Annotated in this window: 18 protein-coding genes; 10 read left to right on the top strand and 8 right to left on the bottom strand. The window is 43.5% G+C overall.

Annotation, left to right across the window (positions count from 1 at the left end; translation table 11 throughout):
* Positions 1-43: 43 nt before the first annotated feature.
* A complete protein-coding gene (locus DWW10_RS06170) occupies positions 44-694 on the bottom strand; it encodes a DUF1349 domain-containing protein (protein WP_118420965.1) in 651 nt (216 codons plus the stop codon).
* A 24-nt stretch (positions 695-718) separates the two neighbouring features.
* Positions 719-1,309: a sugar O-acetyltransferase gene (locus DWW10_RS06165; protein WP_022393567.1), complete on the bottom strand. Its 591-nt coding sequence runs from the start codon at positions 1,307-1,309 to the stop codon at positions 719-721.
* Positions 1,310-1,423: 114 nt separating this feature from the next.
* Between DWW10_RS06165 and DWW10_RS06160 the strand changes: the two genes are divergently transcribed.
* From DWW10_RS06160 to mgtA, 8 genes are all read left to right on the top strand, one after another.
* Entirely contained in the window at positions 1,424-2,176 is a 753-nt protein-coding gene (locus DWW10_RS06160; protein WP_007213316.1) for a response regulator transcription factor, read from the top strand.
* The gene (locus tag DWW10_RS06155; protein WP_029427616.1) at positions 2,173-2,676 is read left to right on the top strand and encodes a GNAT family N-acetyltransferase; all 504 of its coding nucleotides are present in this window, start codon (positions 2,173-2,175) and stop codon (positions 2,674-2,676) included. Before DWW10_RS06160 ends, DWW10_RS06155 begins: the two co-directional genes overlap by 4 nt.
* Before the next feature lie 64 nt (positions 2,677-2,740).
* The gene (gene bla / locus DWW10_RS06150; RefSeq protein WP_029327914.1) at positions 2,741-3,646 is read left to right on the top strand and encodes a class A beta-lactamase, subclass A2; all 906 of its coding nucleotides are present in this window, start codon (positions 2,741-2,743) and stop codon (positions 3,644-3,646) included.
* Positions 3,643-4,269 carry an NUDIX hydrolase N-terminal domain-containing protein gene (locus DWW10_RS06145; RefSeq protein WP_022391768.1) on the top strand — a complete coding sequence of 209 codons (627 nt, stop codon included), beginning with the start codon at positions 3,643-3,645 and terminating at the stop codon, positions 4,267-4,269. Before bla ends, DWW10_RS06145 begins: the two co-directional genes overlap by 4 nt.
* A gap of 26 nt (positions 4,270-4,295) precedes the next feature.
* Entirely contained in the window at positions 4,296-5,171 is an 876-nt protein-coding gene (locus DWW10_RS06140) for an arginase family protein (protein ID WP_118420964.1), read from the top strand.
* An 80-nt stretch (positions 5,172-5,251) separates the two neighbouring features.
* Positions 5,252-5,938, top strand: coding sequence for a response regulator transcription factor (locus DWW10_RS06135; RefSeq protein WP_118420963.1), 687 nt, complete (start codon positions 5,252-5,254; stop codon positions 5,936-5,938).
* Complete coding sequence (locus DWW10_RS06130; protein ID WP_118420962.1) at positions 5,935-7,302, top strand: sensor histidine kinase; 1,368 nt, start codon at positions 5,935-5,937, stop codon at positions 7,300-7,302. Before DWW10_RS06135 ends, DWW10_RS06130 begins: the two co-directional genes overlap by 4 nt.
* A 123-nt stretch (positions 7,303-7,425) precedes the next feature.
* Positions 7,426-10,077 carry a magnesium-translocating P-type ATPase gene (gene mgtA / locus DWW10_RS06125; protein ID WP_118420961.1) on the top strand — a complete coding sequence of 884 codons (2,652 nt, stop codon included), beginning with the start codon at positions 7,426-7,428 and terminating at the stop codon, positions 10,075-10,077.
* Positions 10,078-10,163: 86 nt separating this feature from the next.
* Here the strand turns inward: mgtA and DWW10_RS06120 are convergent, their stop codons facing one another.
* Positions 10,164-10,397: a hypothetical protein gene (locus tag DWW10_RS06120; RefSeq protein ID WP_022391614.1), complete on the bottom strand. Its 234-nt coding sequence runs from the start codon at positions 10,395-10,397 to the stop codon at positions 10,164-10,166.
* Positions 10,398-10,748: 351 nt separating this feature from the next.
* Positions 10,749-11,762 (bottom strand): tyrosine-type recombinase/integrase, encoded by a 1,014-nt coding sequence (locus DWW10_RS06115; protein ID WP_118420960.1) that lies wholly within the window; start codon positions 11,760-11,762, stop codon positions 10,749-10,751.
* A gap of 730 nt (positions 11,763-12,492) precedes the next feature.
* On the opposite strand from DWW10_RS06115, the gene DWW10_RS06110 reads away from it, so the two are divergent.
* Positions 12,493-12,789, top strand: a complete 297-nt coding sequence (locus DWW10_RS06110; RefSeq protein ID WP_007213302.1) for a hypothetical protein — start codon at positions 12,493-12,495, stop codon at positions 12,787-12,789.
* Between the two features lie 67 nt (positions 12,790-12,856).
* Here DWW10_RS06110 and DWW10_RS06105 read toward each other — a convergent pair whose 3' ends face one another.
* Together DWW10_RS06105 and DWW10_RS06100 are read right to left on the bottom strand one after the other, a co-directional pair.
* Positions 12,857-14,359 (bottom strand): MutS-related protein, encoded by a 1,503-nt coding sequence (locus DWW10_RS06105; RefSeq protein ID WP_118420959.1) that lies wholly within the window; start codon positions 14,357-14,359, stop codon positions 12,857-12,859.
* A gap of 37 nt (positions 14,360-14,396) precedes the next feature.
* Complete coding sequence (locus tag DWW10_RS06100) at positions 14,397-14,789, bottom strand: VOC family protein (RefSeq protein WP_118420958.1); 393 nt, start codon at positions 14,787-14,789, stop codon at positions 14,397-14,399.
* Between the two features lie 243 nt (positions 14,790-15,032).
* On the opposite strand from DWW10_RS06100, the gene DWW10_RS06095 reads away from it, so the two are divergent.
* Entirely contained in the window at positions 15,033-16,646 is a 1,614-nt protein-coding gene (locus tag DWW10_RS06095; protein ID WP_118421026.1) for a serine hydrolase, read from the top strand.
* A gap of 248 nt (positions 16,647-16,894) precedes the next feature.
* On the opposite strand, the gene DWW10_RS06090 is transcribed toward DWW10_RS06095, so the two are convergent.
* Both DWW10_RS06090 and DWW10_RS06085 read right to left on the bottom strand, forming a co-directional pair.
* Positions 16,895-18,397 (bottom strand): glutamine synthetase family protein, encoded by a 1,503-nt coding sequence (locus tag DWW10_RS06090; protein ID WP_118402180.1) that lies wholly within the window; start codon positions 18,395-18,397, stop codon positions 16,895-16,897.
* A gap of 210 nt (positions 18,398-18,607) precedes the next feature.
* The gene (locus tag DWW10_RS06085; protein WP_118420957.1) at positions 18,608-19,612 is read right to left on the bottom strand and encodes a beta-ketoacyl-ACP synthase III; all 1,005 of its coding nucleotides are present in this window, start codon (positions 19,610-19,612) and stop codon (positions 18,608-18,610) included.
* Positions 19,613-19,716: the final 104 nt, after the last annotated feature.

Here is a 19,716-nt window from a genome sequence, read left to right as displayed (position 1 = left end):
CCGGCATTTGTCTTTTTACCAAACTTAATTGAACTAACCCTATTTATTCTGCATTCTTTTTCAACCATTCCAACCTGCGCATATCAGGCAGGTGCTTTACCTTGAAGTTTTCAAACTTAACATTAAACCCGCCTCCGTCGGGACAGGCAGCCATGAATCCGACCTTCACCGGAATATTATCCTGCAACCATGCATTCCGCATCATCGTATAAGTCTTGTCATCGAACGAATAGAAGATTTCAACGGCATCCAGCCTGCGGACAGCTTTAATCCAAATATAAGGAATAGGTTTATCCAACGTGATTACGCTCCAGTCACTGGTCTTGTGAGTCACTACTGTACTCAGATTGAATTTTCCGTCTACAAACTCAATGCCTGCTTTGATGTAGTTTTCATGATCGATGCGCAACATCAGTCCCGCCTGGTCAAAGCGTGCCTTATAATCGCCAGTCACTTTCACTTTAACTTCAAATTCACCGCCATACATTGCATAATAGAAAGGGGCGTCATCCACAGTAAAGCCATAATGAGAGATACGCCAATAATCACTCTGCGGAGTGACAAACATCGAAAGACTTTTATCCTTTATTTCCCACTGTTCAGGTTCGTTGAACCACTGCATTTTTTCCAATGTCTGAGCAAAAGAGGCTTGTACCCCAATCATCATCAACAGACTAAAAAGTAACTTTTTCATTTCTCGTGTTATTTTAATGAATTATTATTCTGATATATATTTAGCCCTGTCCGCTTCGGTGATCGTACGTAGCACCCGGCAAGGATTACCGACAGCCAGCACATTGGCAGGAATACTTTTTGTAACCACACTTCCGGCACCAATAATCGTATTGTCACCAATCGTCACTCCCGGCAACACACAGACCTGGGCACCAATCCACACATTATTTCCGATAGTGATAGGATAGGCATATTCAAGTCCCTGGATTCTCTGTTCCGCATCCAAGGCATGTCCGGCAGTATAGAAACCACAGTTCGGAGCCACAAAAACATTATCGCCAAATGTAACTTTAGCTCCATCCAGAATAACGCAATTCACATTCGAATAGAAGTTCTCCCCTATTTCGATATTATATCCGTAATCACAATAAAACGGTTGTTCTATCAAGAACGATTTTCCGGTCTTACCGAGCAGTCGGCGGATAATGCTCTCCCGTTCCTTCTTCTGTGAAGGGCGCAAGCTATTCAGTTCATAACATACTTCTTTGCAAGCTTCCCTCTCCGACACAAGCTCTATATCATTATTGGCATCATACAATTTCCCGGCTTTCGCTTTTGCTTTTTCACTCTCCATAATTTATTGCACTTAAAATAAATAACCATTAGTTTTCATTACCTTTGCAAAGGTAAAGGCTTACAGATAAGTCGGCAATACTGATTAATAACCATTTTTCCATCTCCATACCGTATGGACATCGTAAATAAACTGAAGAAAGAGCTACTGAAACAAGCGTTCACCGAGGAACAGAAACAGACGGAACGCCTGAATGAGTGCAAACATATAGCTTCCATATATGCACAGACTGAAAATGCCATAGCAGTGTTGAGCGATATGAAAGCCAATATTAGTTATATTTATTACGGCGGAGTAGCCGAGAAACTGGGACTGGCAGAACGAAATACCGCCAAGACCATTCAGTCGATATGGGAAGAAGAGATATTCAGCCGCATTCATCCGGACGACTTACAGGAAAAGCATTTGCAGGAACTCCGCTTCTTCCACTTCCTGAAAAGTGTCCCGGAAAAGAAACGCCCGGACTACTACCTTATACACAATATGCGCATGCGCGATCATTCGGGCAGGTATGTACACATCTTGCACAGAATGTTTTATATAGCGAGCCACTCAAACGGAAGTGTATGGTTATCCTTATGCCTTTATAACTTTTCAATGGATACGTCGTTAAGTTGCACCATTCTTAACTCGGCAGACGGGCAAACCCTCGAACTGGAAAAGCAGAATTGCAACGACCTGTTGTCAGACCGGGAAAAAGAAATCCTGCAATTGATAAATAAGGGAAAAATGAGTAAGGACATTGCCCAGACATTATCCATTAGTATAAACACCGTAAACCGGCACCGGCAAAATATCCTGGAGAAACTTCAGGTAAACAATTCTATTGAAGCTTGCCGGATTGCTAAAGAATTGCACTTGTTATGATAAGAGAAGTAAGGCCGGAAGATACCGGAAGCATTACAGCCATTTACAACGAGTATGTCGCACACAGTGTGATTACATTTGAAACAGAACCTGTACGCGAAGAGGAAATGCGTTCACGCATAACCGGAATAGTATCACACTTTCCTTACTTCGTTTATGAAACGGAAGGTAAAATTGCCGGGTACTGTTATGCCCATGCCTGGAAAGAAAGAGCGGCTTACAGGCATACGCTGGAAACAACCGTTTATTTGGCATCCGAATATCAAGGCAAAGGAATAGGAAAACAACTCATGCAGACGTTGATTAACGAATGCCGTCACAGAGGTTATCACGCATTGATAGCCTGCATCACGGAAGGCAACGAAGCCAGTAATTCCCTGCATCAGAAACTTGGTTTTAAGCAAGTTTCCCACTTTGAGAAAGTCGGATTGAAATTCGATCGCTGGCTGGACGTGTTTGATTATGAATTGATACTAACTCCTGAATCACCCAAAAATTAACAACTATAAAAACTAATGAGAAATTGATTACCATCTGATATTATTAATCCTTTATAATTCACGTATGAAAGCAAAATTCTTTTTAAGTTGTATGGCGCTGGCAATCTTATTCAGTGCATGCAATACCACCAACCGCACCCCGAAGCAGAAGATAGAGCAACAAATAGATTCCTTTCTGAAAGATAAGAAAGCTACGGTAGGCGTTGCCGTACTCGCCAATGATGAGATTGTAGCCGTTTATAATAATCAAATCCATTTTCCCCTGTTAAGCGTCTTCAAGTTTCATGTGGGACTGGCTGTTCTGGATAAGATGGATAAAGATCACATCGGCTTAGACAGCCTTATCGAAGTGAAGTCTTCTCAACTGAAGCCTGATACATACAGTCCGTTAAGAGATGAGTTTCCTGATCAGGATATTACAATTTCTCTCGGAGAGTTGCTAAAATACACCATTTCGAAAAGCGATAACAATACATGTGATATCCTTATAGAATATGTCGGCGGCATAGACCAAGTAAATGAGTATGTGAAATCGTTAGGAATAAAGGATTGTAATCTTGCGGCAACAGAAACTCTCATGCATACCTCCGGAGATGCCTATCTGAACTGGAGTACTCCGGAAGAAGTAGTCAGACTATTGAATATAGCCGACAAGCAACCCCTGTTTGCAACTCAATACAAAGACTTCCTTCAAGCAACCATGCAGGAAACTTCTACCGGCAAAGATAAGCTGAAAGGCCAGTTGCCTGCCGACGTAATCGTAGGCCATAAGACAGGCTCTTCCGACCGGACTCCGGAAGGGATAAAGATTGCTGATAATGATGCAGGTTTTGTTATCCTGCCCAACGGACAGAAATATTATATAGCTGTCTTCGTCATGGAGTCGCAGGAAACCGATGCAGATAATGCAGCTATCATCGCCAGTATATCTAAAATTGTATATGATACTTTAAACTCAGATATCCAATGAATAAGAACACTGATCCCCGCTGGCTCGAATGGGCCAAGGAATTACAATTCATAGCTCAGGCAGGACTGACCTACTCCCGCGATCCCTTCGACATCGAGCGTTTTGAACGTATCCGGGAAATATCGGCAGAGATTATGAGCCATCAAAGCGATCTGCCGATAGAGAAAGTAAAAGAATTATTCTGCAATGAAACCGGTTTCCAAACACCTAAACTGGATACTCGTGCCGCCATCTTTAAAGACGGGAAAATACTCCTGGTAAAGGAAAAAGCCGGTGTATGGTCTATGCCCGGTGGCTGGGTAGACGTCAACCAAAGCATCAAAACCAATACGGAGAAAGAAGTCAAAGAAGAAGCCGGACTGGATGTAAAAGCCGTACGCCTGATTGCTTTGCAGGATAGAAACCTGCACAACGTGCCTCCTTATGCATACAATGTCTGCAAAGCCTTTGTTCTTTGCGAAGTAACAGGAGGAAGTTTTCAGAGCAATATAGAGACTACCGAAAGCAACTATTTCTCTCTGGACGAGATACCTGCATTAGCCGAAGAAAAGAACAATAAAGAACAGATAGCCATGTGTTTCGCCGCCTATCAGGATGAAAACTGGAAGGTACCATTCGACTAAAAAAACCACCCGTAAAAAGTAAAGATATGAAGAAAGAAACCACCCCTCTCCGCCTGATTTATCCGCAATGGCAAGGCGGAATTGTAGATCACTGGATGCCGGATATTCCGGCAGAAGACTCTTCCAGAGGTTATTATTTAGGTGCCCAGTTACTGAACCTGCTGGCTCCGGACAGCAATCAGAAAACCGTGGAAGTTCCGGTATCTCTCAATATAAACGACAGAGCAACGGAAAAAGGTATCAACTCCCGTAACATGATTGTCAAACAAAGCAAGGCTGCACTCGATATACTTAACGAAAACAAACCGGACCGGATTATCATCCTGGGCGGAGAATGTTCGGTCAGCGTTGTTCCGTTCACTTATCTGGCTGCCCGATACCCGAACGATGTAGCCATAGTCTGGATAGATGCGCATCCGGACATCAACCTGCCTTATGATGATTACAAAGGGTATCATGCCATGGCCCTCACCGCTTGCTTGGGAATGGGTGACGAAGAGATTATGAACTTACTGCCCGGTAAGTTTGACACTTCCAAAGCATTAATCGTAGGACTGCGTTCATGGGACAAAGGCATGCAGGAACGGCAAAAGGAACTGGGCATAAAAGGTCTGGCACCGAAAGAAACAGCGGACAACAGTTCCTCCATTATGAAATGGCTGAAAAGTACCGGAACTTCCAAGGTTGTCATCCACTTTGACCTGGACGTGATAGATCCTGCCGACATGATAGCAGGCGTCGGCGTTGAACCGGATGGGATGAAAACTGAGGAAGTAGTCCGTGTGATCAACGACATTGCTTCCGAATATGACCTGGTAGGATTGACCATAGCCGAACCAATGCCACGTATCGCTATTAAAATCAGGAATATGCTGAACCAGTTGCCTTTATTAAAAGAGTAAGAAAAGAGAAACTCACAAATAATCTCTATATTTGTATGGTCTCAAACAAAAACAACTGGAATCTATAAAAAATACGGACCATGCATACGATATTGATTATTGAAGACGAACCAAGAGTAGCCAGCCTGCTCAAGAATGGATTGGAAGAGAATGGTTATCAAACCATGGTAGCTTACGATGGTGTCATGGGACTACGTCTCTTCCGTGCCCATACTTTCGACCTGGTGATTTCTGATATTATCCTGCCCAAGATGGATGGTTTTGAGCTATGTAAAGAAATCCGCAAAACGAATCCAGGCATCCCTATCCTGATGCTGACAGCCTTAGGCTCTACAGATGATAAACTGGATGGATTCGATGCAGGAGCCGATGACTACATGGTGAAACCTTTCGATTTTCGCGAACTCTATGCAAGAATCAGGGTACTGCTGAAACGTAATACTGAAGCAGCCGCACCGCAGCCCCGGGAGATCAGATATTCCGACCTGTACATCGACCTACAAGGAAAGAATGTTACCCGAAACGGCACTTCCATCAAACTTTCACCCAAAGAATATAATCTGTTACTCTACATGGCCGAGAATGCAGAGCGGGTTCTCAGCCGTATAGAGATAGCCGAAAAGGTTTGGAATACCCATTTCGATACCGGGACCAACTTTATCGACGTATACATCAACTATCTCCGCAAAAAGATAGACAAGGATTTCGACACCAAACTGATCCATACCAAAGCCGGTATGGGCTTTATACTGACGGATAAACTATGAAGATCAGAACAGCCTTAACCCTGCGGTACACCTGTATCACAGCCGCCGTGTTCCTGGTATTTATCACTGCCATCTACTACGTCAGTGAGCACTCGCGCAGCAATGCCTTTTTCCGGAATCTGAAAAGCGAAGCCATCACCAAGGCACATCTGTTTCTGAACAACCAGGTGGATGCCGAAACCATGCAATCCATTTACCTGAACAATAAAAAGTTTATCGACGAAGTAGAAGTAGCCGTCTACGACACCGATTTCCGGATGTTATACCACGATGCCTTGCAAAACGACATCATAAAGGAAACTCCGGAAATGATAGAGCGCATCCTCCAGAAGAAAGAAATAGACTTCTACATCGGAGATTACCAGGGAGTAGGCATCATCTATACTTTCGAAGGTAAGGATTACATCGTTACCGCCGCCGCTTATGACGGCTACGGATATGCCAAACGGGAAATCCTGAAAGAAACACTCGCCCTATTACTATTCAGCGGACTGACCGTGCTGATTATTGTAGGCTACCTCCTTGCCCGGAGCGCATTGGCACCCATCAGAAGCATCGTGAAAGAAGCGGAGAACATAACCGCCTCACGAATCAACAAACGCCTGCCCGTCAAGAATGAGAAAGACGAATTAGGCGAACTGAGCCTTACCTTCAATGCCTTGCTCGACAGACTGGAAAAGTCATTCAACTCGCAGAAGATGTTTGTCAGCAACGTGTCGCACGAACTGCGTACCCCCATGGCTGCGCTTTCTGCCGAACTTGATCTTGCCGTACAGAAAGAACGAAGTCCCGAACAATACCAAAACGCCATCCACAACGCGTTGCAGGATTCGCAAAGAGTGATTAAACTCATCGACGGATTACTGAACCTTGCCAAAGCGGATTATGAACCGGAACAGATCAAAAGAGAAGAAATCCGTCTGGACGAGCTGTTGCTCGATGCAAGGGAACTTGTCTTGAGGGCGCACCCCGATTTCCATGTGGAACTCGTATTCGAGCAGGAAGCCGAAGACGACAAGGTGCTCACAATGATCGGTAATAGTTACCTGCTTACAACAGCATTCGTAAACCTTATCGAAAACAATTGCAAGTACTCCCGGAACCAAACTTCTTTTATCCAGATTTCTTTCTGGGAAGAATGGTCCATCATCCGCCTTTCGGACGACGGTGTGGGCATGTCGGACAAGGACAAAGAGAACTTGTTCCAACTCTTCTACCGTGGCGAAAACAAAGATGTGGCATCCGGCTACGGCATCGGCATGACTTTGGCACAAAAGATACTGAGCCTGCATAAAGGGGAAATATCCGTCTTCTCACATCCGGGTGAAGGGACCACTTACGTCGTTAAACTCCCGCATATCTGATTTCTCTAATGGTTTTCTAATACCACTCTAATAAATCTCTAACGGCTTCTCCACGAAGCCGTTCTTACTTTTGCGCCGTGAAATAGAAACGCAATTAGTAACTTCAAAAAAAGGAAAGAGATTATGAAGTGGAAGAAAAAGTTACAACAGCCTCAGTATGCACTCAACTCCGAGAAAGTATTCCTGACTGCCACACAACCGGCAAAATCCGTTTATTCATACCTGCAAACGACAAGGCTCGGGTTGACAAGAGCAGAAGTTGAAGACCGCCAACTTACGTATGGAAAGAACGAAGTGGTTCACGAACAAAAGAAGAATCCGTTCATCGTATTCATTAAAACTTTCATCAATCCGTTTATAGGAGTGCTGACCGGATTGGCAGTCATATCACTCGTCATCGATGTACTCATGGCAGAGCCGGGAGAACAGGAATGGACGGGAGTCGTCATCATCGCCGTCATGGTGGTGTGTAGTGCCATCCTGCGCTTCTGGCAGGAATGGAAAGCCAACGAAGCCACAGACTCGCTAATGAAAATGGTAAAGAATACCTGTCTCGTGAAGCGTGCCGGAAGTGGTGAGGAAGAACTGGATATCACGGAACTGGTTCCGGGAGACATCGTCTTCCTGGCAGCCGGAGACATGATTCCGGCAGACCTGCGCATCATCGAATCCAAGGACTTGTTCATCAGCCAGGCTTCCCTGACCGGGGAGTCGGAACCGATAGAGAAGTTTCCGGAAGTAAAGGAAAAGCAATACCGGAAAGGTAGCATCGTAGAACTGGATAATATCTGCTACATGGGTTCCACCGTTATCAGTGGTGCTGCCAAAGGTGTCGTGTTTGAAACCGGCAACAGGACTTTCCTCGGTACTATCGCCCGCAACCTCACGGGACACCGCGCCACTACTGCTTTCGACAGGGGAATCAGTAAAGTAAGCCTGCTGCTCATCCGTTTTATGCTGGTCATGGTTCCGTTCGTCTTCTTCATCAACGGGTTTACGAAGGGGGATTGGTTCGAAGCTTTCATCTTCGCCATTTCGGTAGCCGTGGGACTTACGCCCGAGATGCTTCCGATGATTGTAACCGCCAACCTCTCTAAAGGTGCTCTGTCCATGTCGAAGAAAAAAACGATTGTCAAGAATCTGAATGCCATCCAGAACTTCGGTGCGATGAATATTCTTTGCACCGATAAAACGGGTACGTTGACGTGCGACAAGATTGTTCTGGAAAAGTACATCAATGCCGATGGCAGCAATGACGAAAGCAAACGGATATTGCGTCACGCCTACTTCAACAGCTATTTCCAGACCGGGTTAAAGAATCTGATGGACAAAGCCATCCTCTCGCATGTAAAGGAACTGAAGCTGGAACATCTGAAGGATGCCTACACCAAAGTGGACGAGATACCGTTCGATTTCATCCGCCGGAGAATGTCCGTAGTGATAGAAGACAAACAAGGGAAACGCCAGATCATCACCAAAGGCGCCGTGGAAGAGATGCTCAGTATCTGTTCGCACACTGAATTCAATGGAGAAGTGCAATCTCTGACGGATGAACTGAAGGTTAAAGCCCAAAAGATCAGCGAAGAAATGAACCGGAAAGGAATGAGAGTACTGGCCGTTGCTCAGAAAAGCTATATAGAAAAGGTGGGTAATTTCTCCGTAAGTGATGAAAAGGAAATGGTTCTGATTGGCTTCCTGGCTTTTCTTGATCCCCCGAAACCATCTGCGGCAGAAGCTATTAAGCAACTACATGAGTATGGTGTGGAAGTTAAAATCTTATCGGGGGATAATGATATTGTAGTGAAAGCCATAGGTCGGCAAGTCGGTATCGACACAAGTTATTCATTGATCGGACCGGATATTGAGAATATGGATGAGGCTACTTTGAAAGAGCGTGTAAAGACCACTACCTGCTTTTCCAAATTGACGCCTCTGCAAAAAACACAGATTATTTCCATCTTACAGGAACAGGAGAATACCGTAGGATTTCTGGGAGACGGTATCAATGACGCTGCCGCCTTACGGCAATCGGATATTGGCATTTCGGTAGATTCTGCCGTGGACATCGCCAAGGAAAGTGCCGATATTATCCTGCTGGAAAAAGACCTGATGGTACTGGAAGACGGAGTACTGGAAGGCCGGAAGACTTTCGGGAATATCAATAAGTACATCAAGATGACGGCAAGTTCAAACTTCGGTAACATGTTCAGTGTCATGTTTGCCAGTGCGTTTCTGCCGTTCTTGCCGATGATGCCGATTCATCTGCTCATCCAGAATCTACTGTATGATATCTCGCAGACTACCATTCCGTTCGACCGCATGGACCCGGAATTTCTGAGAAAGCCACGCAGATGGGATGCATCAGACCTGAAACGTTTTATGATTTATATCGGACCCATCAGTTCCATATTTGATATTGTCACGTATCTGGTGATGTGGCATGTGTTTGGCTGTAACAATCCGGAACACCAGTCGTTGTTTCAATCAGGATGGTTTATTGAGGGGCTGCTTTCGCAAACTCTGATTGTACACATGATACGTACACGGAAAATTCCGTTCATACAGAGCCGTGCCACTTGGCCCGTAATCGGTATGACTACTTTGGTGATGGTTATAGGAATTGTGATACCGTTCACATCTTTCGGAGCATCCATTGGTTTGCAGGCGCTTCCATTGAGTTACTTCCCGTGGCTGGTGGGTATTCTGCTCTCCTATTGCGTGCTGACTCAATTGGTAAAGAACTGGTATATCAGAAAGTTTTCGGGTTGGTTATAAAAGAAAGCCCTGCTTTTCTTCTTTGTCAGACGATACTGGCGGATGAAGAAAGCAGGGCTATTAGTATCAACAAAACTACAGTGTCATTATTCAGAAAAAGACTCGTCGCAGACTTCGGTGACTTGTTCATAAGGAATACATCCATAGCTGCGGTCGTCCAGATAACGCAATGCTACATACGGTACATCTGCCCCGGAAACATACATTTGCAATATAGATATAACCTCCGCCATACGCGAAGTGAATGAGCCATTTCGTTCATTATAAACCTTCACCCACACACGGTCTCCTCTTTTGATGGGAAGTTCTATATTCTTCATAAACAGTATAATTAATGCGTTTGTTGGAATTACTTGCATAGTAACGGCAAGCTACCATTTGATGCAGACCGGAAAGGCGTTTTCAGACGGTATCATTTTATGGTAAAAAGAAGTTTTCCTGATAATAAGGTACGTAAAGAAGCATTCCACTTTCAAAGGATAAAGCGGAAACACGATTCCTTTTGCCTGCTGGGATAAAAAATCGAAAGCTGTATGTATTAGGGACTAATTTTAATATTGTTTTTGCTGTCCGATATAAGATTTATTCATATTTTGTTAGGGTTTGTTTGCTTTTCTGTCAAAAAAGACGCAACTTTGTAGCTGCTATTTGCCGTTACTATGCAAGTAATTTCACCTCAACGAAGTGCCATACAGCATATTAAATCTGCCATCTTTCTTTTTTTTACTTTTCTTCACCAAGGAAATCACTTGCCTGTTTATTCTGTCTATCACCTCCGCATCAAACGGTTTCAGATAAGTCATCGTCACCCGAATAGACGAGTGCCCCAACGACTGGCTTATCAGTCCCACAGGTACACCACTATGATAAGCAAGTGTAGCCCATGTATGGCGTGCGGTGTACGAACTTACGGAAACACCGGGCAATAACTGCTTCATCAACCGCGCCAACTCCCGGTTGAAGTGCCGTAATGTTTCTTGATAACGGTGGTGATGTTCCTCCATGAACAAGCCACCATGCAGCAACGGGAACAAATATTCCGAATCCGTCTTGTCCCTGTACTTCTGCAACAGCCTCATCGCATCGGGCGGCACATCCACCACCATCAGTTTCCCCGTCTTGTGCCGACGGTAAGTGATGCGCCTATTTCTCAAATCCGACTTCCGCAAGTGTGCTAGATCAATGAACGGCATACCGCGCAACATGAACATCAGCAAGAAGTAGGTGAGCACTTGCTGTTGACGCAGTGTCAGCACACTAAAGTCCGTATTCCTGAGTTGCTCCATCTGCTCTGCCGTCAGCGCCCGCTTGGTACGCGACTCCACTTTCGTATAAACATCCTTGAACAGCACCGGATTGTACCCCTCTATGCCCGGTGACATCCAACGATTGTATACCGCCTGCAATGTACGCATATAAGTGGAGATCGTATTCGGACTGGACTGTTGTCCAGCCAACCAGCCCTCATACTCTTTCAGCCTCTCAGGGGTGAAAATCTCCTGCATGGACAGGGAAGCAGTGGCGTTTTTCGGATGCCTTTCCTCTGCACAAAACTTCTCATAGGAACGCAGCGTGCAAGCATAAACATGCATTGCCGGGAACTTTCCTTCCCGCTTCAGCATCCCGATGACTTCCGGTATGTAGAGCCGTAAGTCATCTTTCGCATTTTTTCTTTCTACATTCATAAAGCATTGATTTTAATTACATGATTCAAAAAACTGCTTGTACCACAGAACGTACGTGCAGTAGTAATGTTTATGAGCGCCAAAGATAAAGCTAAAGGAATCCGACAAGAGAATATTTATAAATTATACGAATCTGGTATTAAATTTGATTTATAACGATATAAAAGGAAATAATTCATCATTTTAAACAGGGCATTTGTCACAATTTATCAACGCTAAAGAAATACTTCATAAACAGTTGATTATCAGACATATTATAATAATGGTATCATAGTATATGACTGAGACACCCTAAGTATCATATTGAGGTACCCTAAGTATCATACTGAGATACCCTATGTATACGATTGATCTCAAGGAGATCTTACTTTGTAAACATTTACCACCGATTTACAGAATATTTATCATACTGGATCATCGTTTTACCCATAACGGGAAAGTAATGAACTAAATGCTGATAATGATTTAGGCGCGGATTACGCGGATTACACGGATTAATGGCTGCGCTATCGCACTATATTACAGGAAAAGAATCCGTGTAATCCGCGTAATCCGCGCCTAAAATTATATTCATAACCCTACAAGAAAGAGTTAATTCAACTCCTGATTCTCATAAATTGTGAAATAGTAGTAATTCTTTCCCTCCCCGTTGAACTAATGCCTTGTGCACTCTGTTCTCTGACCAAAATAGAACATTAATTTAGTTTTTAACCATTAAACCTGTTTAATTATGACATGTAAAGATTCTCACTTTTTGATTGGCCTTGGAATAGGTTCAATCTTTGGAGCACTGGCTTATGGCTTTGCCCGCAGTGCAAGAGCAAAAAAAATGAAAGCAGAAGTATTCGATGCCCTGCACAGAATTGAAGGACATACCGAATGCCTGATCGAATCTGCTAAAGAAAAGGCATTGTATGCCGGAGAAAAAGTTGCTGACAGAGTAGCCAATGAAACATCTGTTATTGCTGAAAAAGCCAATGACATCAAAGGCAAAGTGCACTCTATGGCTGATGAAGCTAAGAAGTAATCAATCTGTTCATTATTGCAAAACAGAGGGAGGCGGGATATCATACCTACACTCTCTCTGTTTTTCATTATATACTTGTGATTGAATGAGCCTCACTCACCAACGAAGCCGGATAATCGCAAATCTCCAATATCTTAATTGCATTATGCTCGGTCGCAACTCCGCGTTTCAGTTTGTAATCAAATGACAGGATACCGTCTTTCACCGACTCGCTGAAATAGTATAATTCGTATTCATCTTCCAGCATATCGGCCAGTTCCAGATCGTGCGTAGATACAAATACCAGATTATCACTTTTCACCAACCAGGAAAGCACAGCTTTCGAAATCGCTATCCGCTCCTTGGTATTGGTTCCTCTGAACAATTCATCGAGCAGGAAGAGATGGTTCCCATGACCGCTTTCATCTACGAAATCTTTGATAGTCGTCACTTCCTGCATAAAGTAACTCTTATTTTCCATTAGGTTATCTCCCTGGTGAATGGAGGACAGAAGAGAAATTCCGGTATTTATCTCAAAGACTTCTGCGAAACAAGTATGAAGTGTTTTCGCTGCCAACAGATTCACTCCTATCGTACGCATGAAACAGGTCTTACCTGCCATATTCGAACCGGTTATCAATGCCGATTTCTCATGAAGCACCATATCGTTCGGAATACAGTTTTCTATCAGAGGATGATACACAGCCTGTGTACGCAATCGCTCCCCTGCCCTGTTATCTCCCGGCAGACAGTAATAAGGTAGCTCCTCCCTCAAGATAGCAACAGACAAAATAGAATCCAGAAAACCGATGAAGCGGTAAACATTGTGAATAGCCGTCGCCTTCTCCTTCAACAGATGAAAAGTTCTGCCTACCGCATACGCTTCGTGGAGAAAGAATACCCGGATTAATTCCGCTGCCATATAAAATAGAATAGCCATGTCATTATCCAGACTGAGGTTGAAACGGAAATAAGAGATATACTTCTTCAGACCTTCCACAGCTTTCAAGTCAGTCGTGATAGAAGGATCTACAGAGATAAACTCCTTATTCTGCGCCAGCTTTCCCGCCTGCCTTATCATCTTCAGAAGCTGAGGTATAGAGAAAAAGTATCTCTGGATTTTCGCCTTATTACGATAGTGCAACACTGCATTTGCCACGAATGAAAAGACAAATAAAGTAAGAAACACTCCCGAATGAGTGAGCAGCATCAGAGCCAGAAACAGCAAAGGCAGAAACCGACAGATATTAATAAGAACCATCTCCTTGGCACCAATCCCTGTATTATCATTTTCCAGAATGGATACGATGGAATAAGCATCCGGTTTATCCAGTTCTTTCAGTGCATTGCTTAAAAGAGTACGCAACTCCGTATGAGTTGCCAATGAAGACAGAAGTGCTTCCTGCTTTTCCATGCCGGAGGTTTTATCCGATAGCAGAAGATAATACAAATACTGCCTGCCTATACTGGAATGACAATAATCAATTTCGGCAAACAAGTCATCCAGATTCAGGTCGTCAATGCTGTTAGCGGATAAACCGGTTTCGCCTTCGGCATTTCTATAAAGGAAATAGTTCGCAATTTCGGACATGGTATATTCTTTATTGTTCAGTAACTGTTTTGTGTATTTATTCAGCCTCTTCCGTATCAAGGCAGAAAGGATGTCCTGCCGGATCAAACATCGTTCGTGAAGTCCTGAAGTACTGCTCATCTGCCTGCCGGGCTCCCAACTGAATGGCATAAGCCACAGCCTCCTCCAGATTTTCCACATAGAAATCAAGATGAAGCATTTGTCCTTGCTTATCTTCTTTCCAAGGCCATACAGGTGGCTGGTACTCTTCAATCTCCTGAAACGCCATCACCATACCGGATGGAGAAGTGATAGCCGCCCAACCATTCGCACGTTGATGTGTCAGCTCCCACCCCAGCAGTTTACTGTAAAATTCTGCTAAAACTCCTGCATCTTTACAGTCAACCACTATATTCATTTTATAGACTAAAGATTTCACATTTGATGTCATAAAGCCCTGTTTTATAATCAATTTATTGAGTAAACAACAAATCTATTAAAATCAACTGGAAAAGCAAGCCCTTTTGGGGATATTGTTTCACCCGGGTCACTATTCTTTCATGAAAAAGCAGGAATACCCTGCAATCGGGAATAATTGCAAACTATACGTGTGATATCGTTATCTTCCACCCCAATGGAACCGCCTACCTTTGCAACACCAGAAAACAAGAATAAAACTCTAACGAAAAATAATATGAAACAGAAATTAATAACATTAGCAGGTTTGCTGATTTCGGGAACGATTTTAGCACAAGACGGAGGAACAATTATGAAAAAGTATGAAAATCAACTGCCGCAGGAAGGCAGAGGCAATGTGCATGTAGCCTATCAGGGAAAAGCTATCGACCAAATGATTTACGAGTTCATGGAAGAACAAGGCATACCGGGTATGACCCTCGCCATTGTGCAGGCACCTTACATCCCGCGTGTAGTGGGCTACGGAGTAACAGATTTCGAAAAAGGGAATCTGGCAGCTGCAAAAACACTCTGGCCCATCGGTCCTATTTCGCAAGGCTTCACAGCAGTAGCCATCATGCAGTTATATGAGAAAGGCAAACTGGACCTGAACGATACTATTGGCAAGTATTTTAAGGATATTCCGGAGAACTGGAAAAATATCAGTATCCTCCAGCTGATGCAACATAGTTCGGGCATTGCCGACTACCGTTCGCAAAAGGGCTTCAACGTATCTGCCGATTACCAACCCGAACAACTGATAAAAACGGTAGAAACTATTCCACTGGCTTTTGAACCGGGTACAGACGTAAAGCAGAGTGCTACAAACGTCCTGTTGCTGACTTCTATTATTGAGAAAATAAGCAAGATGTCGTATCACAACTTCGTGAAGAAGTATCAGATAGATTACCTCGGTCTGCAACAGACCTATTTCGGAGAGGATTTAGCCAGCGTAAAGCAAGAAGATGTTACAACGACTGCTAACGTACACCAGACTTTCAAGAAAGATAAAGACTACATCAACCCGTCAGAGACGACTACAGGATATATAGAAAAGGATGGAAAATTAGTTACCGCCCCTGTTATCAGCCCCACCTCAATGAAAGGTTTTTCTGATATATGGGCATCTGCCGAAAATGTCAGCCATTGGGACATCGGCCTTGCCGGAGGTGTACTGATAGCTAAACCGGGAAACCGGGACATGATCTATAAGCCTACAAAACTGGCAAATGGAAAGGTTGTTTCTGCGATAGCCGGTTGGCAGTTCTACAATCACAAAGGTCTGATGGATATAAAAGGAAGCGTATCGGGACATTCAGCTTTCCTAAGCCGCTTTACGGATGCATCGGAACTGGTATGCGTAACTCTGCTTGCCAATAAAGAAGGGGTTGACCTGACAAACCTGGGACGCAAAATTGCTGCTGCCTTCGATAGCAACAAGATGGGAACAGGTGCCAATGATAACCTGCTCTATACCTACGAAAGCCAGTTCAGCGTAGCAGAAACAATGACCCGCATCGAACAGACTCTGAAGGCTATGGGGATACCTGTATTCGCTAAATTCGACCATGGCAAAAATGCTGAAGAGGTAGGTCTTGAACTTCGTCCGAACCAGGTTATCGTTTTCGGTTCACCCAAAGTGGGAACCCAATTAATGCAGGAAAATCCCAGCATCTCCATTGAATTACCACTGAAGATATCTGTCTGGGAAGACAAGAACGGTAGTGTATGGAGTACTTTCCCGCAAATGAGAGTGATGGGTGCAGAATACGGTCTTGATAAAAAACCGGTTATAGGGAAAATGCAGGAGCTGTTAGAAAAGATAGTTATTCAATCGGCAAGTGTATATTAAGTAAAAACAGAAACACAAAAACTCTATATAAAAAACGGAGCGGGTGTGTCAAAATAAAGATTAGAACACAAATACACGAATTACACAAATAATGTTTTTTTATACTTCTGATAGTCAAAGCTTATCGGATTTGTTATTTGCGTAATTTGTGTAATTCGCGTTCTTTTATTCAGTTTTGATACACTCTCCTACTTTATTATGGATAATACTAAAGACACTACCCTAACTCTTTGTCTACAAATTATGCTTTATCCGCAATGGAAATACTTATTAACCAGTTTTAGCATTTCCTCCTGATTGTCACGTACTTCACTACGTAAGGTACGATCTTCATAGGAACGCAATTTACTGATAATTCCATCGACCATTGCAGGACTAAATACATGATACTGTTCGAAAATAGCACGCTGTTTTTCCAGGCAATCGGCAGAAGCGGCACAGCTATCAGGGAGTTGAGCCAATTGTTTCAGCTTATCCTCATTTTCCTTCTTATGAATATTCACATTCACATAGGTCTTTTCTGCAATCTCCAAAGCATTTTCAATTTCAAAACCATGACGACATGCTACGGCCAATCCGGCTATCAGTTGGTACAAATCGGCAGAACCGTCCGGAGAGCGCATTTCCACAGTTTGTTTCTGTGTAGTATCATAGTGGCTGGGAGCTTCCAACGGATTAGCCAGCATACACATATCTGTCTTTGCCGACCATCCCAGCGGAACACGTACCAATACGGAACGGTTACGGTCACCCCAACAAATATTTGTCGGAGCTTCCTGATGCGGCACCAAACGGAAATAAGAAGTAGGATTCGTATTACCGAAAGCTGTAATGGAAGGTGCAAGCTCCATCATTCCCGCAATAGCCTTACGGGCAGTTTCAGAAAGTACACCATCTTTCAACATCTGGTTTTGACCGTCTTTCATAATACGCATATGGATATGCAATCCTGAACCGGCCTTTCCGGCTGTAATTTTCGGAGCAAACGTAATGTCATATCCATATTGATAAGCCAGATTACGGATAACCCATTTCGCAATCATCAACTGATCGGCAGCCAAGTCGGCACGTACCGGCAGGAATTCAATTTCATTCTGCTCATAGATTTTACCGTCAAGCGTGAAGTTACCTACCTCGGAATGCCCGTATTTGATCTGTCCGCCCGCCTTTGCAATATGCAGCATACAGTCGGTACGGAAATCATTGAACTTGGCATAAGGAGCAGATTCATGATAGCCACGTTGATCAGTGGCAGGGAACAGTCCACTATCTTCTGATATCACATAATATTCCAATTCACCCATAGCCTGGAATTCCATTCCGGTTACGTCAGTAAAGGCTTTGCAAGCTTTACGCAACGTATATTCCGGTGAACTTTCCAGAAGTTCGCCATCTTTATTGAAGTAAGAGCAAAGCATGGAAAGTGTTGTAGTTTCAGCAAAAGGATCGATAAAGGCTGTGCAAAAACGCGGAACTACATACAAGTCGCTACTGCCCGCTTCAATAAATGGGAAAAGGCTTGATCCGTCTACACGTTCACCACAAGTCAGTATGGCATCAAGGTAAGCAGCGTCGTTAATGACAAAATTCAATGTTTTCAGTCGCCCGTCTGCTGCGGGATACATGAAGTTCACCATGCGAATATCGTTCTCCTTGATATAAGAAATAATGTCTGCTTTCGTAAATTCGGAAGCCGGTTTTTGAAGAGCAGCCACCAGCTGGTTGGCGCTCATCGATAGCTCATGATTCATACGTTGGTTGTTTTTTAAGTTATTGTATGGTTAACAATGTGTTGTCATGCAATGATTCCCCACAAAGATAATATTTTATAATAACTTCAATATATATGATACTCAAAAAAAGAAATAAAATGAAGGTTTGGCAAAAGATGATGGGATAAACTATTTGTATATCCGGGTTGTTATAATAAGAAAAGTTATAGGGAATAGTAACCCGGGCTACTATCCCTTTTTTCCGTCATATCCCCACTTTACATAAATAGCACCCCAGGCAAACCCTGCCCCAAATGCTGTAAAGATGAGATTATCGCCTTTCTTTAGCTTATCTTCAAAATCCCAGATACAAAGCGGAAGTGTGGCGGCACTCGTATTACCATAACGCTCTATATTAACCATCACTTTCTCGGTTGGAATCTCCAAGCGTTGCGTTACAGCAGTGATAATGCGCTGGTTGGCCTGGTGTGGAATTACCCAGTCAATATCGTCTTTACTTAAATGTTTTCTTTCAATGACAGCTTCACAAGCATTAGCCATATTGGCTACGGCATATTTGAAAACCGTACGCCCTTCCTGATAAATGTAATGCATGTGATTATCCAGCGTATAATACGAAGGAGTACATACAGAGCCACCTGCTTTAATATGTAGGAAAGGCAGTCCCTTACCATCCGTTCTCAGCACTGAGTCCATTACACCTAAATCTTCTGTAGTAGGTTCCAGCATGAAGGCTGCCGCACCATCACCAAAAATGGGACAAGTGGCACGATCGGTATAATCTATGATTGAAGACATTTTCTCAGCCCCTACCACGATAATCTTCTTGTAGTTTCCCGAGCGAATAAAGTTTGCTCCCGTCTCCAGTGCATACAGGAAACCGCTGCAAACCGCCTGTACATCAAAAGCAAAAGCACGCATTAATCCCAGTCGCTCACACAAGATGGAGGCTGTAGAAGGTAAACGATAGTCAGGAGTGGTAGTAGCGACAATCACCAGATCAATTTCATCCGGTTGAGAATTCGTACGTTGCATTAACTGTTTGGCAGCTTTGCGGGCCATATACGAAGTACCCAGTCCCTCTTCATGCAAAATACGTCTTTCCTTTATGCCTATACGCCCCATAATCCATTCATCGGTGGTATCGACCATTTTAGAAATTTCATCATTGGTTAGGATATAATCGGGTACATATCCTCCGACTCCTGTAATTACTGCGTTTATTTTCTCCATAAACTCTACCTAGTTTAGTAAATTCTGATTATAGGGACAATTATATATAAGTGATACTTAAGAAAATGCGGGCGCAAATATACAGAAAAGACTATGAATTCCAA

Source organism: Bacteroides intestinalis, assembly GCF_003464595.1.
GTDB classification, from domain to species: domain Bacteria; phylum Bacteroidota; class Bacteroidia; order Bacteroidales; family Bacteroidaceae; genus Bacteroides; species Bacteroides intestinalis_A.
The sequence above is the reverse complement of the archived record's forward strand: the minus strand, read 5'-3'. Positions and strand labels throughout refer to the sequence as shown.